This window comes from Azospirillum lipoferum (assembly GCF_024170005.1).
GTDB classification, from domain to species: Bacteria; Pseudomonadota; Alphaproteobacteria; order Azospirillales; family Azospirillaceae; genus Azospirillum; species Azospirillum lipoferum.
Map to the genome: position 1 here is coordinate 1 of NZ_JALJXJ010000023.1, position 17,108 is coordinate 17,108.

At 67.9% G+C, this 17,108-nt stretch carries 13 protein-coding genes and 1 pseudogene; 2 read left to right on the forward strand and 12 right to left on the reverse strand.

Going from position 1 to position 17,108, the window contains the following annotated elements:
• Positions 1-207, forward strand: a pseudogene (locus J2848_RS33010) (porin); the annotation flags it as partial.
• Positions 208-342: 135 nt separating this feature from the next.
• Here the strand turns inward: J2848_RS33010 and J2848_RS33015 are convergent.
• From J2848_RS33015 to J2848_RS33070, 12 genes are all read right to left on the reverse strand, one after another.
• Positions 343-1,188, reverse strand: a complete 846-nt coding sequence (locus J2848_RS33015; protein WP_149235100.1) for a MurR/RpiR family transcriptional regulator — start codon at positions 1,186-1,188, stop codon at positions 343-345.
• 165 nt (positions 1,189-1,353) lie between these two features.
• Positions 1,354-2,481 carry a Gfo/Idh/MocA family protein gene (locus tag J2848_RS33020; protein WP_149235099.1) on the reverse strand — a complete coding sequence of 376 codons (1,128 nt, stop codon included), beginning with the start codon at positions 2,479-2,481 and terminating at the stop codon, positions 1,354-1,356.
• Between the two features lie 12 nt (positions 2,482-2,493).
• The gene (locus tag J2848_RS33025) at positions 2,494-3,999 is read right to left on the reverse strand and encodes a CoA-acylating methylmalonate-semialdehyde dehydrogenase (protein WP_149235098.1); all 1,506 of its coding nucleotides are present in this window, start codon (positions 3,997-3,999) and stop codon (positions 2,494-2,496) included.
• 8 nt (positions 4,000-4,007) lie between these two features.
• Positions 4,008-4,898, reverse strand: coding sequence for a myo-inosose-2 dehydratase (gene iolE / locus J2848_RS33030; RefSeq protein ID WP_149235097.1), 891 nt, complete (start codon positions 4,896-4,898; stop codon positions 4,008-4,010).
• 54 nt (positions 4,899-4,952) lie between these two features.
• Positions 4,953-6,800 (reverse strand): 3D-(3,5/4)-trihydroxycyclohexane-1,2-dione acylhydrolase (decyclizing), encoded by a 1,848-nt coding sequence (iolD, locus tag J2848_RS33035; protein WP_149235096.1) that lies wholly within the window; start codon positions 6,798-6,800, stop codon positions 4,953-4,955.
• A gap of 73 nt (positions 6,801-6,873) precedes the next feature.
• Positions 6,874-8,799: a bifunctional 5-dehydro-2-deoxygluconokinase/5-dehydro-2-deoxyphosphogluconate aldolase gene (locus J2848_RS33040; RefSeq protein WP_149235095.1), complete on the reverse strand. Its 1,926-nt coding sequence runs from the start codon at positions 8,797-8,799 to the stop codon at positions 6,874-6,876.
• A 346-nt stretch (positions 8,800-9,145) separates the two neighbouring features.
• The gene (locus tag J2848_RS33045) at positions 9,146-10,042 is read right to left on the reverse strand and encodes a sugar phosphate isomerase/epimerase family protein (protein ID WP_149235094.1); all 897 of its coding nucleotides are present in this window, start codon (positions 10,040-10,042) and stop codon (positions 9,146-9,148) included.
• Between the two features lie 91 nt (positions 10,043-10,133).
• On the reverse strand, positions 10,134-10,919 hold the full coding sequence (locus J2848_RS33050) for a TIM barrel protein (protein ID WP_149235093.1): 786 nt from the start codon (positions 10,917-10,919) through the stop codon (positions 10,134-10,136).
• An 11-nt stretch (positions 10,920-10,930) separates the two neighbouring features.
• Complete coding sequence (locus tag J2848_RS33055) at positions 10,931-11,941, reverse strand: Gfo/Idh/MocA family protein (protein WP_149235092.1); 1,011 nt, start codon at positions 11,939-11,941, stop codon at positions 10,931-10,933.
• A 304-nt stretch (positions 11,942-12,245) separates the two neighbouring features.
• Positions 12,246-13,274 carry a LacI family DNA-binding transcriptional regulator gene (locus J2848_RS33060; protein WP_149235091.1) on the reverse strand — a complete coding sequence of 343 codons (1,029 nt, stop codon included), beginning with the start codon at positions 13,272-13,274 and terminating at the stop codon, positions 12,246-12,248.
• A gap of 92 nt (positions 13,275-13,366) precedes the next feature.
• Entirely contained in the window at positions 13,367-14,971 is a 1,605-nt protein-coding gene (locus J2848_RS33065) for a DHA2 family efflux MFS transporter permease subunit (protein ID WP_149235090.1), read from the reverse strand.
• Positions 14,968-16,110 carry an HlyD family secretion protein gene (locus J2848_RS33070; protein WP_149235089.1) on the reverse strand — a complete coding sequence of 381 codons (1,143 nt, stop codon included), beginning with the start codon at positions 16,108-16,110 and terminating at the stop codon, positions 14,968-14,970. Before J2848_RS33070 ends, J2848_RS33065 begins: the two co-directional genes overlap by 4 nt.
• Positions 16,111-16,547: 437 nt before the next feature.
• Between J2848_RS33070 and J2848_RS33075 the strand changes: the two genes are divergently transcribed.
• Positions 16,548-17,105 carry a GAF domain-containing protein gene (locus tag J2848_RS33075; protein WP_149235088.1) on the forward strand — a complete coding sequence of 186 codons (558 nt, stop codon included), beginning with the start codon at positions 16,548-16,550 and terminating at the stop codon, positions 17,103-17,105.
• Positions 17,106-17,108: the final 3 nt, after the last annotated feature.

Sequence of the window (17,108 nt, forward strand, 5' to 3'; positions counted from 1 at the left end):
GTCGGCTACCTGAACGCCAAGGATGCCGGCGACCTGACGGTGCGCGGCCGCAGCAAGTTCGAGCTGATCACCGTCGGCGCCAAGTATGTCGTCGCGCCGGGCTTCAGCGTCGCTCCGGAATACAACCACTTCAAGCTCAGCTCCGACGTCGCCGCCAACAGCGACAAGGGCGACATCTTCATCCTCCGCACCGATCTGGCTTTCTGACGCCAACTCGTCCTTGGGCTTGGCGCCGCCGCGGTTTTCTCCATCCTGCCGCGGCGGCGCCGAGGAGCGCGATTTCCCTCGCGTGCGTCCGCCTCTGACTTCTCCTGCAGAGGCCAACTTTCGGCCGGGCGGCAGCTACCGCCCGGCCTTTTCTTTGTCGAGACGCTGGCCCAGCGCGACGATCAGGCTGACCGCAAGGCACATGGTCGCGGTCAACGAGCGGAACCCCTTCACCTGGGCATCCTCCACCGACAGGGTGACCCCGGCCAGCGGCAGGATCGGGCTCAGCGTACCGTCGGTGATGCCCAGCACCGGCACGCCGTTCTCCGCAGCCAGACGGCAGAGATCGACCGTTTCCTCCGAATAGGGCTTGAAGCTGATCGCCACCAGCAGGTCACGGTCGCCGATGGCCTGCACCTGCTGGCGCAGCATGCCGCCCATCCCGTCCAGCAGGATCGTCCGCCGCCCCAACCGTCCCAGCGCATAGCTGAGATAGGCCGCAACCGGGAAGGACCGGCGCTGGCCCATCACATAGATATGGTCGGCCTCCTCCAGCAGGTCGATGGCGCCGTCCAGATCCTCCGGCGACAATTCCTGGCGCAGATGTTCCAGGGCGTTGATGCCGGCGCCGATGAAATGCTCCAGAACGCGCGATCCATCGGTCAGGCCGGCGGCACCGTCGGTCAGCGCGCGGATCCGCTCCTTGTAGTTGGGCATGTTGTCGGTCAGGCGGGTGCGGAAGACGCGCTGCATCTCCGTGAAGCCTTCGAATCCCAGCGTCTTGGAGAAGCGGATCAGCGCCGACGGCTGCACGCCGGCCCGCTCGGCGATCTGCGCCACGGTTTCCAGCGCCATGTCGTTGGGATTGGACAGCGCATATTCGGCGATCTGCCGCAGGCGCGGGCTGAGGCTGGCTTGGCGCTGGGTGATGGCGGCCTGAAGAGCGGCATAGCTCGTCGGCACGTCGGTCTCTTGCTCCATGGGCTCGCTTATCGGCTGTCTGTCGGGGACGGGTTCGTTGCCGTTTAGAATAAATGTTCCCGCATTCCACGCCAAGCAGGAACTTCCCCAACGAAAAAAGGGCCGGCCCCGGCTGTTTGCGGGACCGGCCTCCAGGTCGGGCGATGTGGAGGGGAGGAGGAGGACTTACACCTCCGCCACATCTACCCATCGGCGTTCGGCAGAAGAACGGTGGATCGCTTCGGCCACCCGCTCCAGCTCGCAGGCGGCGCGGAAGTCGGGATAGGCCGGGGCCTTGCCGGCGATGGCCTCGATCAGCGCCTTCACCTCGATGGTCTTGAGGTCGTTGAAGCCAAGCTGGTGGCCGGGCGCCGGGCAGAAGGCGGCGTAATCGGCATGTTCCGGCCCGGCGGTGACCAGCCGGTAGCCGGAACGGCCGGGCGCCCCGCCCGCCTGATAGAGCCAAAGCTCGTTGAAACGCTCCTGGGTGAAGGCGATGGAGCCCCTGGTGCCGACCAGCTCGAAGGCCAGCTGCATCTTGCGCCCCTGGGCGATCCAGCTGGCGGTGACGGAGCCGGTGGCGCCATTGGCGAATTCGACCAGCGCATGGGCCTGATCGTCCACCCGCACCTCCCGCATCTCGGCCGATCCGGCCGCTGCCGGGCGGCGGCCATGGACGGTATGCAGCCGGCCGGAGACGGAGCGGATGTCGCCGGCCAAATAAGTGGCCAGCGACAGGATGTGGCTGCCGATGTCGGCGAGCGCCCCGCCGGCATTGTCGGCCTCGCAGCGCCAGGTGAAGGGCGCCAGCGGGTCGGCCATGAAATCCTCGGCATGGATGCCGCGGAAGCCGGTGACCTCGCCGATCTCGCCGCCGGCCACCAGCTCGCGGGCCAGCGCGATCATCGGGTTCTTCAGGTAGTTGAAACCGACCAGGGTCACCACGCCGGTCGCCTCCGCCGCCGCGGCCATGGCGCGGGCGTCCTCAAGCGTGGTGGCGAGCGGCTTCTCGCAATAGACATGCTTGCCGGCGGCGATGGCGGCCAGCGCGATCGGCGCATGCAGCCGGTTCGGCGTGGTGATGGCCACCACGTCGATCTCCGGATCCTCGACCAACCGGCGCCAGTCGCCGCAATGCCGGCGGAACCCCAGCCTGGCGGCCGCATCGGCGGCGGTCGCCTCGTCCCGCTCCGCCAGCAGGTCGAGCACCGGTTCGAACGGCAGGTCGAACAGGCCGCCGACGGCACGGAAGGCCTGGGCATGCGCCCGCCCCATGAAGCCGCTGCCGACGAGGCCGATGGAAAGCTTTTTCATGCCAGCCCCCGTTCACTTCATCGTCGGCATGACGAAGTCGGCGCCGGACCGGATGCCGGTCGGCCAGCGGCTGGTGATGGTCTTCAGCCGGGTGTAGAAGCGCACGCCTTCCGGCCCATGCATGTGATGGTCGCCGAACAGGGAGCGCTTCCAGCCGCCGAAGCTGTGGAAGGCCATCGGCACCGGGATCGGCACGTTGACGCCGACCATGCCGACCTCGATCTCCGCCCCGAAGGCGCGGGCGGTGTCGCCGTCGCGGGTGAAGATGGCGGTGCCGTTGCCGAACTCGTGCGCGTTGATCAGATCGACCGCCGTACGGTAGTCGGGAACGCGGACCACGGCCAGCACCGGGCCGAAGATCTCCTCCTTGTAGATCCGCATGTCCGGCGTGACATGGTCGAACAGCGTGCCGCCGAGGAAATAGCCGTCGCCGCACTCCGGATCGGTAATCTCGACCCGGCGGCCATCGACCACCAGCCTCGCCCCTTCCTCGATGCCGAGGTCGATGTAGCCGCGCACCTTGTCGCGGTGCTGGCGGGTGACCAGCGGCCCCATCTCCGCCGAAGGGTCGGTGCCGGGGCCGACCTTCAGCGCGCGCACCCGCCCGGCCAGCCGCTCCACCAGCGCGTCGGCCACCGCCTCCGTCACCGGCACCGCGACCGAGATCGCCATGCAGCGCTCGCCGGCCGAGCCGTAGGCGGCCCCCATCAGTGCATCCACCGCCTGATCCAGGTCGGCGTCGGGCATGATGACCATGTGGTTCTTGGCCCCGCCCAGCGCCTGCACCCGCTTCCCGTTCGCCGCACCGGTGGCATAGATGTACTGGGCGATGGGGGTGGAGCCGACGAAGCTGACCGCCTTGACGTCGGGGTGGCTCAGCAGCGCATCGACCGCCACCTTGTCGCCATGGACGACATTGAAGACGCCGTCGGGCAGCCCAGCCTGGGTCAGCAGTTCCGCAATGAGGAGCGCCGCACCCGGCACCCGTTCGGACGGCTTCAGGATGAAGCAGTTGCCGCAGGCGATGGCCACCGGGAACATCCACATCGGCACCATGGCCGGGAAGTTGAACGGCGTGATGCCGGCAACGACGCCCAGCGGCTGGCGCAGCGAATGGCTGTCGACGCGGGTGCCGACATTCTCCGCCACCTCGCCCTTCAGCAGGTGCGGGCCGCCGCAGGCGAACTCCACCACCTCAAGCCCGCGCGTCACCTCGCCCAGCGCGTCGGAATGGACCTTGCCATGCTCGGCGGTGATCAGGCTGGCAAGCCGGTCGGCGTTCTGTTCCAGCAACTGCTTGAAGGCGAACATCACCCGGGCACGGCGCAGCGGGGTGGCCCCCGACCAGCCGGGGAAGGCGGCGCGGGCGGCGGCGACCGCCCGGTCGACCTCCGCCGCGGTCGCCAGCGGCACCTTGGCCGTGTTGCGGCCGGTCGCAGGGTTGTAGACGTCGCCCAGGCGGCCGCTGGTGCCCTCGACCGGCGCGCCGTTGATGAAATGCGGTACGATGCTGGTCATGTCGATGCTCACAGGCCGTATTCGGCGACGAGCGCGCTCAGATGCTGGCGGCCCTTGGTGACGTAGGTCAGCGGGTGGGCCTTGGCGGGGTCCTGCTCCGCCTCGATCACCAACCACTGGCCGCGATAATCCGCATCCTTCAGCGCCTTCAGCACGGCGGGGAAATCGACACAGCCGTCGCCGGGAACGGTGAATACCCCGTCGATGACGGCGTCCAGGAAGCTGCTGTCGGTAGCCTTGGCCCGCTTCAGCACGTCGGCGCGCACGTCCTTGCAGTGGACATGGTTGATGCGGGGACCCCATTTGGCGATGACGTCCAGCAGGTTGCCGCCGGCAAAGGTCAGATGGCCGGTGTCGAGCAGGATGCCGACGCTGTCGCCGGTGACCTCGGCGAAGACGTCGATCTCGTCGGGCGTCTCCACCACCGTGCCCATGTGGTAGTGGTAGGCGAGCGGCGTGCCCTGGTCACGCAGGTAATCGCCGAACTCCGCCATGCGGCGGCCGAACTCCGCCCACTGGCCGGCCTCCAGCTTCGGACGCCGCGACAGCGGCGTGCCGCGGGCGCCGTGGACGCAGCCGGTGGTCTCCGCCACCACCATCACCGGGCAGCCCATCGCCTTCAGCAGTCGCAGGTGCGGCTGCACCGCCTCGATCTCTTCGGCGACGCTGCGTTCCAGCAGGCCGGCGCTGTACCAGCCGGACACCAGCGACAGGCCGTGGCTGTCGAGGATCGGCCGCAGGGCGGCGGCATCGCGCGGGAATTTGTTGCCAAGCTCGAAGCCCTGGAAACCGGCCTCGCGCCCTTCGGCAAGGCACTGCTCCAGCGGCGTCGCCCCGCCCAGTTCGGGCATATCGTCGTTGCTCCAGGCGATCGGGTTGACGCCGAGACGAACGGTCATGTCGGATGCTCCCAAAACGGAAGAAGAGGGTGGGATCGGGGAAAAGGGTCGCGGTCAGCGGCGCTGGCGGGCCTTGTGGGCGTCGTAGCTCTCGCGCGCCGCCGCGACTTCGGGACGGGTGGACACTTCCGGCACCGGCACGTCCCACCACGCCCCGCCTTCCCGGGTCGAGGGCAGCGGGTCGGTGTCGATGACGATGGCGTAGGTGACGGGGGATTCCTTGGCACGCTCCAGCGCCTGTTCCAGTTCGGCGACGCCCTTCACCTTCTCGGTCACCGCGCCCAGCGAGCGCAGATGGCCGGCGAAGTCGATGTCGGGCAGCGTCTCCGTCTCGTAACGGGTGTCGCGCAGCAGGTTGTTGAAGGAGGCGCCGCCGCAGGCGTTCTGCAAACGGTTGATGCAGCCATAGCCGCGATTGTCGAGCAGGACGACGACCAGCTTGCGCTTCATCATCACCGACACGGCCAGTTCGGAGTTCAGCATCATGTAGCTGCCGTCGCCGACCATGATGAAGGTCTCGCGGTCCGGGCAGGCCATCTTGACGCCCAGCCCGCCGGCGATCTCGTAGCCCATGCAGGAGAAGCCGTATTCCAGGTGGTAGCCGCCGGGACGTCCGCTGCGCCACAGCTTGTGCAGTTCGCCCGGCAGGCCGCCGGCGGCGCAGACGACGATGCCGTCGGTGCCGGCGGCGCGGTTGACCGCTCCCAGCACCTGGGCGTCGGTCGGCAGGTCGAGCCCGGCATCGGCGGTCACCCGCTCGACGACGCGGGTCCACACCGCGGTGCGCTCCTGCGCCCAGGCCTGCCAGGACAGGGGTGCCGCCCAGTCGCCGAGCCCGGCATCAAGGGCCGCCAGACCGCGCGCCGCGTCGGCGACCAGCGGCAGGGCATCGCCCTTCACCGCGTCGAAGGCGGCGACATTCAGCCCGGCGAGGCGGGTGCCGCAGTTGGCGAAGATCGTCCAGGAGGCGGTGGTGAAGTCGGCCAGCCGAGTGCCGACCGCCAGAACCAGATCGGCCTCCGCCGCCAGCTCGTTGGCGGCGCTGGAACCGGTGACGCCGATGGCGCCGACGTTGCAGGGATGATCCCAGACCAGGGCGCCCTTGCCGGCCTGGGTCTCCGCCACCGGGATGCCGCGGCGCTTGGCGAAGTCTGCCAGCGCATCGCAGGCGCCGCTGTAGAACACACCGCCGCCGGCGACGATCAGCGGCTTCTGCGCGGTGCGCAGCGCCTCCATCACCGCGGCCAGTTCGTCGCGGTCGGGCTCCGGCCGGCGGGTGCGGCGGACGGTGCGTTCGAAGAAGGAGACGGGGAAGTCGTAGGCCTCCGCCTGAACGTCCTGCGGCAGGCAGAGCGTCACCGGGCCGCAGTCCACCGGGTCGGTCAGCACCTGGATGGCGCGGCGCAGGCTGGGCATCAGCTGTTCCGGCCGGGTGATGCGGTCCCAGAAGCGCGACACCGGACGGAAGCAGTCGTTGGCGCTGACGGTGGCATCCTCGAACCGCTCGACCTGCTGCAACACCGGATCAGGGGCGCGGGTGGCGAAGACATCGCCGGGCAGCAGCAGCACCGGCAGGCGGTTGACATGGGCCAGCGCCGCCGCCGTCACCATGTTGACCGCCCCCGGCCCGATGGAGGTGGTGCAGGCCATCATACGGCGGCGCGCTTGCGCCTTGGCATAGGCGATGGCGGCGTGCGTCATCCCCTGCTCGTTGTGGGCGCGGTAGGTCGGCAGCACGTCGCGGGCGGCATGCAGCGCCTCGCCGATGCCGGCCACATTGCCATGGCCGAAGATCGCCCAGACACCGGCGAACAGCGGCAGCTCCCGGCCGTCGATCTCGACATACTGGGCGCTGAGGTAACGCACGACGGCCTGGGCGACGGTGAGGCGCACGCTGTCCATGATGGCTTCTCCCTACTGGGCCGGTCCGGCCCCTCTTGTTCTTGGTGATGACGTGATGGTGGCGTTTTTCCGGTCAGGCGGCGCTGCGGCTGTGGCGGGTGCGCTGCTCCTGCCAGAAGGCGATCAGCCGGCCATAGGCGCCCTCCATCGCGGCGACCGCCGCCGCGTCGTCGATGCTGCCGGCGAGCCACGCCTCCGCCGCCGCGCCGAACAGGGTGCGGCCAACGGCGAAGCCCTTGCAGACCGGCTGGCGGGCGGCCAGCGCCAGCCCGGCCTTCAGCTCCTCCTCCGGCGCGTCGAGGCCGAGGATCAGCACACCGCGGCAGAGCGGATCATGCTGGTCGATGACGCCGGCGATGCGGTTCCAGGCCCCCTGGCTGGCCGGCGACGGCAGTTTCCACCAGTCGGGCTGGACGCCGAGTTCATAGAAGCGGGCCAGCGAGCGGGAGATGGTGTCGTCGCCGACCGGCATGCCGCGCGGCGGAATGATCTCCAGCAGCAGCTCGTGGCTGGTGGCGCGGCAGGCGGCGAAGAGTGTCTGGATCTGGCGCTCCTGCTCGGTGCGCAGCGCCTCCTCGTCATCGGGGTGGTAGAAGGTCAGGCACTTCACCACATGCTCGGCCGGCCATTCGCGGATGGTCACGGCGACGTCGGGGCCGCCTTCGAAGCGCAGCGGGCGCGAACCCGGCAGCTCCACCGGCCGGCCGATCCAGGCGTCGGTACCGGTCAGCGCGTCCAGCGCATCCTGGCCGTGGATGCCGTCCAGCAGCATGCCGAAGCCGTCGCGGCCGTCGCAGGCCCGCTGTGCCGCCCGCAGGGCCAGCAGCTTGAAGTCGGAGATCCGCGCCGGGTCGGCGCCCAGCCGCTTCGCCATCACCTCCAGCTGGGCACGGTGGTCGATGGCGAAGGCCATCACCTCCGGCCAGTCCCGGCGGCGGGTGGTCGCCCAATGGATGTGCGACAGCCGGGGATCCTCGCGCAGCCGCGGCGTCGGGCTACCATGCTCAAGGAAATAGGACAGCTCCGTCCAGGTCGGGATGGCGGGCGCGCAGCCATGGCGCGACACCGCGAAGGCACCGCAGGCGTTGGCGAAGGCGCAGCATTCCTCCAACGTATGGTCGCGCAGCCAGCCGCGCAGGAAGCCCGACATGAAGGCGTCGCCGGCACCCAGCACATTATAGACCTCGACCGGAAAGCCGGGGCCGCGGATGCCCTGTTCCAGGCTGTCGGGAATCCTGCCGGGGAAGACGACGCAGCCCATCGGGCCGCGCTTGCACACCAGGGTCGCATCGGTCAGGTCGCGGACACGGCGCAGGGCCGCCAGCGTGTCGGTGCTGCCACCGGCGATGTGGAATTCCTCCTCCGTGCCGACGATCAGGTCGCAGCCCGGCAGGATGGTCTGCAACAGGGCGGTGACGCCGCCGTCGGCGACGAAGCGCTCCTCCCCCAGCCCATGGCCGGTCAGCTTCCACAGGACCGGGCGGTAATCGATGTCGAACACCACCCTGGTGCCGGTCTCGCGCGCCAGCCGCATCGCCTTGCGCATGGCCGCTTCGGTGGTGGGGGTGGAGAAATGGGTGCCGCTGACCACCACGGCCCTGGCCGAGGCGATGAAATCTTCGGAGACGTCCTCCTCGCAGATCGCCATGTCGGCGCAGTTCTCGCGGTAGAAGATCAGCGGAAAGGTCTTCTTGTCGCGGATGCCCAGGATGACGAGTGCGGTCAGCCGCTCCGGATCGGTGATGACGTGGCTGGTGTCGACGCCTTCGCGGACCAGCTGTTCGCGGATGAAACGCCCCATATGCTCGTCGCCGACGCGGGTCAGCAGGGCGGAGCGCAGGCCGAGGCGCGACGTGCCGACCGCGATGTTGGTGGGGCAGCCGCCGACATATTTGGCAAAGCTCTGCATGTCCTCCAGCCGGCCGCCGACCTGTTCGCCATACAGGTCGACGGAGGAGCGGCCGATGGAAATGACGTCAAGATCGCGCTTGAATGGCATGGGTCAGCTCCGCTGTAATCCGTTCGTCGAATTGGCGATGGCAATTGGATTTGGACCAGCGGAACCGTGCCGCCGGACAGGCGGCCGATCGGCTTCGTCCCTCCCATCGTTCCGATTTCCGTCAGGTCTCCGCGTGGGGCGCGGATTGCTTGGTTCGTGGAACGTTTGGATCATAATAGAACATTGGTTGCCATTTTCGGTCAATAGGGAATTTTTATTCTATCCGCTGGCCGGCCGATTTCTGCCACCTGCCTTCGACAGCGAAAAGGCCGGGACGGCGGAATCCTCCCGCTGTCCCGGCCCCATACACAGCCCATATGCACAGCCGCATCGCAGCCGCTGTCGCTTATTGCCAGTATTTGGCGACGTAGCGCTTGGTCTCCTCCAGCATGAAACGGGCGCTCTGTTCCGCGCGGTCTTCCCAGGCGAAGACGCAGTTCGACAGGACGCCATCGAACTCCATGGCCGCCAGCGTGCCAAAGAACAGGTCCCAATCGATCTCGCCCTGGCCGAAATCGAGATGCTGGTGGACGCGAACCTGCGATCCCGGCGGATTGACGATGTAGCGCAGGCCGGACGATCTGGTGTGGTCGAAGCTGTCGGCCAGCCGGACATGGACCAGATAGCCCTCCGCGGCACGCAGGTTCCGCACCATGTCGGGACCGTAGTAGAAGGTGTGCGGGGCGATGAAGGACGCCCGCACCATCGGCGAATTGATGGTCTTGATGATGTCGATGGCCGGCGCGATCTCCTCCAGCCAGTCCTCCGGATGGGCCTCCAGCGACAGCATGATGCCTTCGCGTTCCAGGATCGGAACCAGAATGTCCATGGCACGGAAGAACTGGGCCTCGCAGGTTTCCGGCCGGTGCAGGCCGGACCGGTCGTTCTGGCTGCGCTCCGGCGAGCCGCCGCGACCGAACTCCGACACGACCATCGGGCAGTCCATCTCGACCGCGATCTCGATGGCGCGCTTCCAGTTGTCGATGGCCAGTTCCCATTCGTCCTGATAGGGGCTGGACCAGCGATACATCGGCTGGAGGGTGGCGAGCTTGACCCCGTGGTCCTTCAGCGCCTTCCTGAAGCTGGCGATCCGCTCCGGATAGACCTTCGGGCGCGTCCACCAGGACAGGAAATCCGGCCGCGGCGACAGCTCGATATGGTCGTAACCCAGCTCCGCGATCTTCCGGCAGGTTTCCTCGAGGGAAAGATGCCGGATCATGTGGGGATCGATGGTGTGTTTCACGGCTTCGTCTCTGTCGGAAATGGTCAGCGTCGTTCGAGGCGAGAGCGCCGGGCGCACGGAAAGTTCCCCTCTCCCCGGGGGAGAGGGAGAGTCAGAGCGCGGACCTCACATAGTCCATGCTCTGCCCGGCCGCCGCGATGGGATCGGGCAGGCCGTGCACCTCGGCCGCGAAGGGTTCGAAGCTGAAGGGCCCGTCATAGCCGGCGGCCAGCAGCCTGCGGATCTGCGGAATGTTCTCCAGCCGGTCGGCGGCGTCGACCAGCACCCGGTGCGGGTCCAGCATGTCGGCCACCGGCACGCCGGCATCGGCGACGCCGGAGATGTGGACAAGACCGGTCCGGTCCGGGAAGAACTCGGTCTCGCCGGCCAGATGATGGTGGAAGGTGTCATGCACCAGCTTGTAGGTGTCGGCCCCGCCGGCCGCCTCGATGGCGGCGACGGCCTCCCTCTTGGTGCGCAGGGAGGAGACCGGGAAGCCCAGCGGCTCCACCAGCCCCGTCAGGCCGCGGTCGCGCAGGATCGGCCGCATCGCCGTCAGGGCCGTCACCAGATCGTCGAAGGCGACCGGCTTGCCCTCGTTCAGCGGGCACATGACCAGCGCCCTGGCGCCGCAGGCCCGGGCATAGTCGGCCAGCGTCTCCGCCCGGGCCGGCAGGTCGCCGGACCAGACGTTGAAGGGATAGAGCGCGTTGATCGAGATGATCGTCACGCCGGCCTGCCCGGCCGCCGCGCGCACCTCCGCCGGTGACAGGGTGGTGACGACATCGGGCAGGTCGTTGCGGATCTCCACCTCCGTCGCCCCCAGCGTGCGGGCGGCGGCGAAGAATTGCTCCAGCGGCAGCTTGGGCGCCAGGATGTGGTTCAGGGCGAAGCGCATGGCGGCGGCCTTCAGTTGTACAGCGCCGGACGGGTGGGTAGCGTGATGGCGACGGCCTCGCCCTCGCGGTCCTGCGCGGTGACGCAGGCATCCGAGGTGATGGCGGCGACATAGCCGTCCCAGCTGGTCGGGCCGGTGGCGGTGCCCTGGGCGGCGGCCTTCAGGAAGTCCTGAAGCTCGACGTCGTAGGAGGCGATGAAACGATCCTTCCAGTCGGTCAGGATCGGGTTCTGCAGGCTGGCGTTCAGCCGCATCTGCACCGCCATCGGCTCCGGCAGGCGGGCGATGCCGTCCTCGCCCACCACTTCGCACTGGATGTCGTAGCCATAGTGGCAGTTCACGAAGATCTCGACGTCGATGACGACGCCCTTCGCCGTCTCCAGCACCACGACCTGCGGGTCGCGCAGCTTGCCGTGGCTGCGAGCGGCGCGGCGCGGGAAGATCACGCGGGCGGAGACGTAATCGTCGTCCAGCAGCCAGCGGAACACGTCGATCTCGTGGATCAGCGTGTCGTGGATCGCCATCGGCGTGACGTAATGCTCCGGCACCGTCGGGTTGCGGTGAGCGGCGTGGACCATGATCGGCGCGCCGGTGCGGCTGGTCACCGCCTCCTTCAGCGCGATGTAGCCGGCGTCATAGCGGCGCATGAAGCCGACCTGGACCAGACGCTTGGCCCTCGCCACCTCGGCATCGACGATGCGCTTGGCGCCATCGGCGGTGGTGGCGAGAGGCTTCTCGCAGAAGCAGGGCTTTCCGGCGGCGATGGCGGCCAGCACATACTGCTCGTGGCTGGCGCCCCAGGAAGTGACCAGGACCGCGTCGACCAGCGGCGAGGCGATCAGATCCTCGCCGGTCTGGAAGATCTCGGCATCGGGGGCGATGGCGGCCCGCACCGCCTCGGCGGACTCGCGGTTGACGTCGGTCAGGGCGACGACTTTGCCGCCGGCCAGCACCTGATTGATGCGGCGGGCATGGTCACGGCCGATGGCGCCGGTGCCGATGATGCCAATTCTGACGGTCATTCTTCAAAGCCTCATGTCGTTCGGTGGGCAAGCGGTGGGCATGCGCGCAACCGTGCGCGCCGCGCCCGAGCGGTTCACCGGGATCGATCGTCGTTTTCGGTTTTTGGGGCCGCCCGCTATCGGGCCGCCGGATGGCTTAAGGTTCCGAACCCGTCATCGCGCTTCCTCCCGGCCGTTCCTGCTCTTGATTGGTGGGGGAAGCATTCACCATCGCGCACCATCCGGTCAACGCGCCTGCCGGCCGGACCACCGTCAAACATGAGAGATTTTGCTGCACGCCATGATGGTTTTCCATCATGGTCCATTAAAGACTTTCCGGCGTCCACAGCTGGATGGGCAGGAAGCGCTGGCCGGGATTCTCCGCCATGCCGTTTTCGATGCTGTGGACCATCATCTCGATCAGGTCGGTGCACAGCGCCGGCAGCGGCGTCGCCATCACCACCGAGACATGGCGGTCGAGCAGCCCCTGCATCGAGTCCGGGGTCAGTTCGTTGACGATGCAGGTCACCTCGTCCGGCCGGCGGGCTTCGCGCAGGGCGGCGATGGCGCCCTCCATGCCGCCGCCCGCGACATAGATGCCGACGACATCGTCGTGCCGGGCCAGCAGGCCCAGCGTCGCCTCGTAGGTCAGCTTGCGCGTCTCGACGTTGACGATGCTGTCCATCAGGTTGAACTCAGGCGCGAACTCGCGGAAATAGCTGCGGAATCCGGTCTCGCGCAGGGCATGGCCGTGATAGCGGAAGGCCCCGATGAAGACGGCGACGCGCCCCGGCCGCCGGGTGAGCTTCGACATCAGCCACGCCGCGGTGCGGCCGACCTTCAGGTTGTTGGTTCCGATGTAGCTTTCCCGCACGCCCTGGGCGAAGTCGGACAGCAGCGAGAAGGTCGGGATGCCGGCGGCCTTCAGTTCGGCGACCGCCGCGGTGGCATCGTGATGGTCGATGCCGGTCACCGCGACCGCCCTCACCTTCCCCTTCATGCCGCGGATCAGCTCGGCGAGTTCCGACGGGGATGTCGACTGGACGAAGCGGATGGTGGCGCGCAGCCGGCGGTCGGGATGGCTGCGCACCACCTCCTCGATGCGGGCCGCGAACTCCTGGTAGAAGGCGTGGCGCTCCTTCTGCAGGATGAAGCCCAGATGATAGTCCGGCTGCTGGGCCAGGGCGCGCTGGCGGAGGACGTTGGCGCCGTGGAAGCCGATCGCGGTCGCCGCCTCGAAGATGCGGCGGGCGGTCTCCTCCCTTACCGGATGCCGGCCGTTCAGCAGCCGGTCGATGGTGGCGACGCTGACGCCCGCCGCCTTGGCGAGGTCGGAAATCGTCGGACGCTTCATGGGGCGGACACCTCATCCGGTCAGGCGGGAGGACCGGCGATGTCTATCACGAAGTTTGAGGGAATGAGAGACTCTTGCATGACAGGCGCCCGTCAGCGCTTGACGTTCCGCAGGATCAGCGCCAGCGGCACCGCCGAGGCGGAGATCAGCATCAGCGCAAAGAACACGTCGATGTAGGACCAGTAGGCGGTCTGCATCTGCACCTGCTGCCCGATGTAGGCCATCGCCCGTTCCCGCGCCCCGGCCTGCCCGCCGGCCATGGAGAAATAGGTCGTCGCCTGTTCGACGGTCCGCTGATAGGCCGGGCTGGACGGCACGATGTGCTCGACCAGCCGGCTGTGGTGGAACTGCTCGCGGAAGGCCAGCACATTCTGGGCGATCGACACGCCGATGGAGCCGCCGACATTGCGCGCGACGTTGATGAGCGCGGAGGCCTGATCGGTCTTGTCGCGCGGGATGCCGTCGTAGGACGCCGTGGTGATCGGGATGAAGATCAGCGGCAGCCCGATGCCGATATAGATGCGCGACCATGCGAAGAACCAGAAGGTGGAGTCCGGATTCAGCCGCGTCAGGTCCCACATCGCCAGCGCCACGATGGTGGCGCCGGTGGCGATCAGGTATTTCGGCTGGATGCGCCCGGCCAGCCGGCCGACGACCAGCATCATCACCATCGTCACCATGCCGCCCGGCGACAGGGCGAGGCCAGCCCAGGTGGCGGTGAAGCCGTAATATTGCTGGAGGAGTTCCGGCAGGAACTGGGTCGTCGCGATCAGGATGGCACCGGTCGCCAGCATCACCAGGAAACAGGAGCCGAACTGCCGCGTCGCCACCATCCGCAGATCGAGGATGGGGTTCGCCCGCGTCATCTCCCACGGGATCATCAGGCAGAAGGACGCCACGCAGATGACGGCGAAGGTGATGATGAAGCCGGAAGCGAACCAGTCGTCGGTCTGGCCGCGGTCCAGCACCACCTCCAGCGAGCCCAGGAAGGTCGCCACCAGCAGGAAGCCGATCACGTCCATGCGGATGCCCTGGCGCTTCAGCCGCCGGCGCTCCTCGATGGCGGATTTCGGTTCCTGCACCAGAAAGCTGACCAGGGCGAAGGCCATCACCCCGACCGGCCCGTTGATCAGGAAGCACCAGTGCCAGGACAGATTGTCCGACAGCCAGCCGCCCAGCGTCGGCCCGACCACCGGCGCCACCACCACGGCGATGCCGAAGATGGCGAAGGCCTGCCCGCGTTTGGCCGGCGGGAAGCTGTCGGCCAGGATCGATTGCGAGATCGGCACCATCCCGCCGCCGGCGAAGCCCTGGAGCACCCGGAACAGCAGCAGCGATTCCAGATTCCAGGCGAAACCGCAGGCCAGCGAACTGGCGGTGAACAGCCCCAGGCAGGCCAGGTAGAAGCGCTTGCGGCCATAGCGCTTGGCGATGAAGCTGCTGGCCGTCAGCACGATGGCGTTCGCCACCAGATAGGAGGTGACGACCCACGACGCCTCGTCGGCGCTGACCGCCAGCGTGCCGGAGATGTAGCGCAGGGCGACGTTGGCAATGGTGGTGTCCAGCACCTCCATGAAGGTGGCGATGGAGACCACCACGGCGATCAGCCACGGGTTGCGGCCACCGGCCGCACTCTGCGACGCATCGAAGCCGCCGCTCCCCGCCCCTGCCCCCGCCCCTTCCGCAACCGCGCTCATCGCACCGTCACCCGCGGCACCACCGACATGCCGGGACCGATGGAGACACCATCCGGCCATTGGTCGGCCACGATCTTCACCGGCACGCGCTGCACCACCTTCACGTAGTTGCCGGTGGCGTTCTCCGCCGGCAGCAGGGAGAAGGCGGTGCCGGAGCCCGGCTGCACGCTGTCGACATGGCCGGTGACCTTGCGGCCGGGATAGGCGTCGATGCGGATGTCCACCGGCTGGCCCGGCCGCATGTCGGTGATCTGGGTTTCCTTGAAATTGGCGGTAACCCAGATGTCGTCGGGGACGAAGATGGCAAGGCTCTGGCCAGCCTGGGCGAACTGGCCGACAGCCCCGCTCAGCTGGACCACCCGGCCGGGTTGCGCCGCCGTGACGGTGGTGTAGGACAGGTTCAACTGCGCCTGGGCCAGCTGCGCCTTCGCCCGCGCCAGATCGGCCACCGCACTGGTCCGCTGGGCCTGGAGCGCCCCGACCTGCCGTTCGGCGGCGATCACCGCGGCGTTGGCGCTGGTCAGCTTGCCCTGCTGTTCCTGGAGGTTGGCGGTGGACTGCTGTGCCTGCTGCACCGTCCCGGCGCCGCGGGTCTGCAGGTCGCGGTAGCGCGCCGCATCCTCCTTGGCGAAGCCGACGGCGGCCTCCGCCTGGGACACTTCCGCCTTTGCCTGATCGATCTGGGCGCGCTGGGCATCGATCTGGGCGTCGTAGCCGGTGATTGCCGCCTGGGCGGACTCGATCTGTGCCTGCGCCTGCTCCAGGGCCGTCTGATAGTCGCGCGTGTCGATGCGGAACAGCAGGTCGCCGGCATTGACATGCTGGTTGTCGCCGACCGCCACCTCCGTCACATAGCCGGCCACCTTCGGCGCCACCGGAAATTGGCGGGTGTCGATGAAGGCGTCGTCGGTCGACTCGTAGGGATGGATGTTGCGTTGCCAATAGATGTAGCCGGCCACCGCCAGCAGGGCGACCACCACCAGCCCGGCAAGGATCGCCAGCGGATGACGGCGGATGAAGCCGGGCTTCTTGCCGCCGTCGCCTGCCGCCGGCTGTGCGCGTTCGCTGCGGCCGGCCCGGGTGTCGGCATCCTGTCCGGTGAGATCGACGACGTCTCTGCGCTGCTGGTCGTCCGGCATGGTTTGACGCTCCTGACCGATATGCCGGGCGATCAGCAAAGGCCCGGTCGTTGTCGCGCGGGAGCGGCCCCGCTCCCCAGCGCGAAACACCACAAACCCCCGTTGCGTTGCACCGGAATGGCGGAAAGCCGGTCGAAGCCTCCGCAGAACAGCCATGCCGAAGGTGGATGGTTGGGGCCGGGACGGCGCCGGGAACCATGAAGCCGGACCGGCGCCGCTCCATCGGACGATCATGACGGCCGATATGGCCATGCTTTCAAAAATAAAATGGAAGCCGGCAAATCCAAACTCCATCCCACGCGTAGAAGGAAGGTATCCAGCTTCAAGTCACCGCAATCATCGTTTCAAATGGTCAGACACATTATTTCCCTCCTGGCAGAACTTTGTCGTCACCGAACCGCCAAACAGCCAGTCAGCCTGACCGCGGAGTCCAATCCATGACAGTTCTCAAGGAAGCCACCGCAGGCGGGACCATCCCGCAGACCATCGGCCGCGCCGCCGTTCCGGTCGATGACGAGCCGTTACGGCTGGAGGCCTTGCGGCGCACCGGGTTGCTGGACAGCGAGCCGGAGCCCGCCTTCGACGATCTGGTGTCCTGGGCCTGCGACCATTTCCGCGTGCCCATCGCGCTGGTGTCGCTGCTGGACGCCGAGCGCCAGTGGTTCAAGGCACGCCGCGGCCTGACCGTGCAGGAAACCCCGCGCGACATCGCCTTCTGCCGCTTCACCATCGACCAGAGCCTGCCGATGGTGGTGGAGGATGCCACCCGCGACCCGCGGTTCCAGGACAACCCGCTGGTGCTGGGCGAGCCGCACATCCGCTTTTATGCCGGCGCGCCGATCATCAACCGGGAGGGGCTGGCGCTCGGCTCCGTCTGCCTGATCGACACCGTGCCGCGCAGCTTCGGCATGGTCGACCGCATGGTGCTGGCCCAACTGACCGTGACGGCGCTGGCGGCGATCGGGAGATCGCAGGACGGGAAACGGCAAGCTTGAACC

Coding starts and splice junctions, on each gene's coding strand:
- J2848_RS33015 (WP_149235100.1), bottom strand. CDS start 1,188: ATGGAGCAAGAGACCGACGTGCCGACGAGCTATGCCGCTCTTCAGGCC.
- J2848_RS33020 (WP_149235099.1), bottom strand. CDS start 2,481: ATGAAAAAGCTTTCCATCGGCCTCGTCGGCAGCGGCTTCATGGGGCGG.
- J2848_RS33025 (WP_149235098.1), bottom strand. CDS start 3,999: ATGACCAGCATCGTACCGCATTTCATCAACGGCGCGCCGGTCGAGGGC.
- iolE (WP_149235097.1), bottom strand. CDS start 4,898: ATGACCGTTCGTCTCGGCGTCAACCCGATCGCCTGGAGCAACGACGAT.
- iolD (WP_149235096.1), bottom strand. CDS start 6,800: ATGGACAGCGTGCGCCTCACCGTCGCCCAGGCCGTCGTGCGTTACCTC.
- J2848_RS33040 (WP_149235095.1), bottom strand. CDS start 8,799: ATGCCATTCAAGCGCGATCTTGACGTCATTTCCATCGGCCGCTCCTCC.
- J2848_RS33050 (WP_149235093.1), bottom strand. CDS start 10,919: ATGCGCTTCGCCCTGAACCACATCCTGGCGCCCAAGCTGCCGCTGGAG.
- J2848_RS33055 (WP_149235092.1), bottom strand. CDS start 11,941: ATGACCGTCAGAATTGGCATCATCGGCACCGGCGCCATCGGCCGTGAC.
- J2848_RS33060 (WP_149235091.1), bottom strand. CDS start 13,274: ATGAAGCGTCCGACGATTTCCGACCTCGCCAAGGCGGCGGGCGTCAGC.
- J2848_RS33065 (WP_149235090.1), bottom strand. CDS start 14,971: ATGAGCGCGGTTGCGGAAGGGGCGGGGGCAGGGGCGGGGAGCGGCGGC.
- J2848_RS33070 (WP_149235089.1), bottom strand. CDS start 16,110: ATGCCGGACGACCAGCAGCGCAGAGACGTCGTCGATCTCACCGGACAG.
- J2848_RS33075 (WP_149235088.1), top strand. CDS start 16,548: ATGACAGTTCTCAAGGAAGCCACCGCAGGCGGGACCATCCCGCAGACC.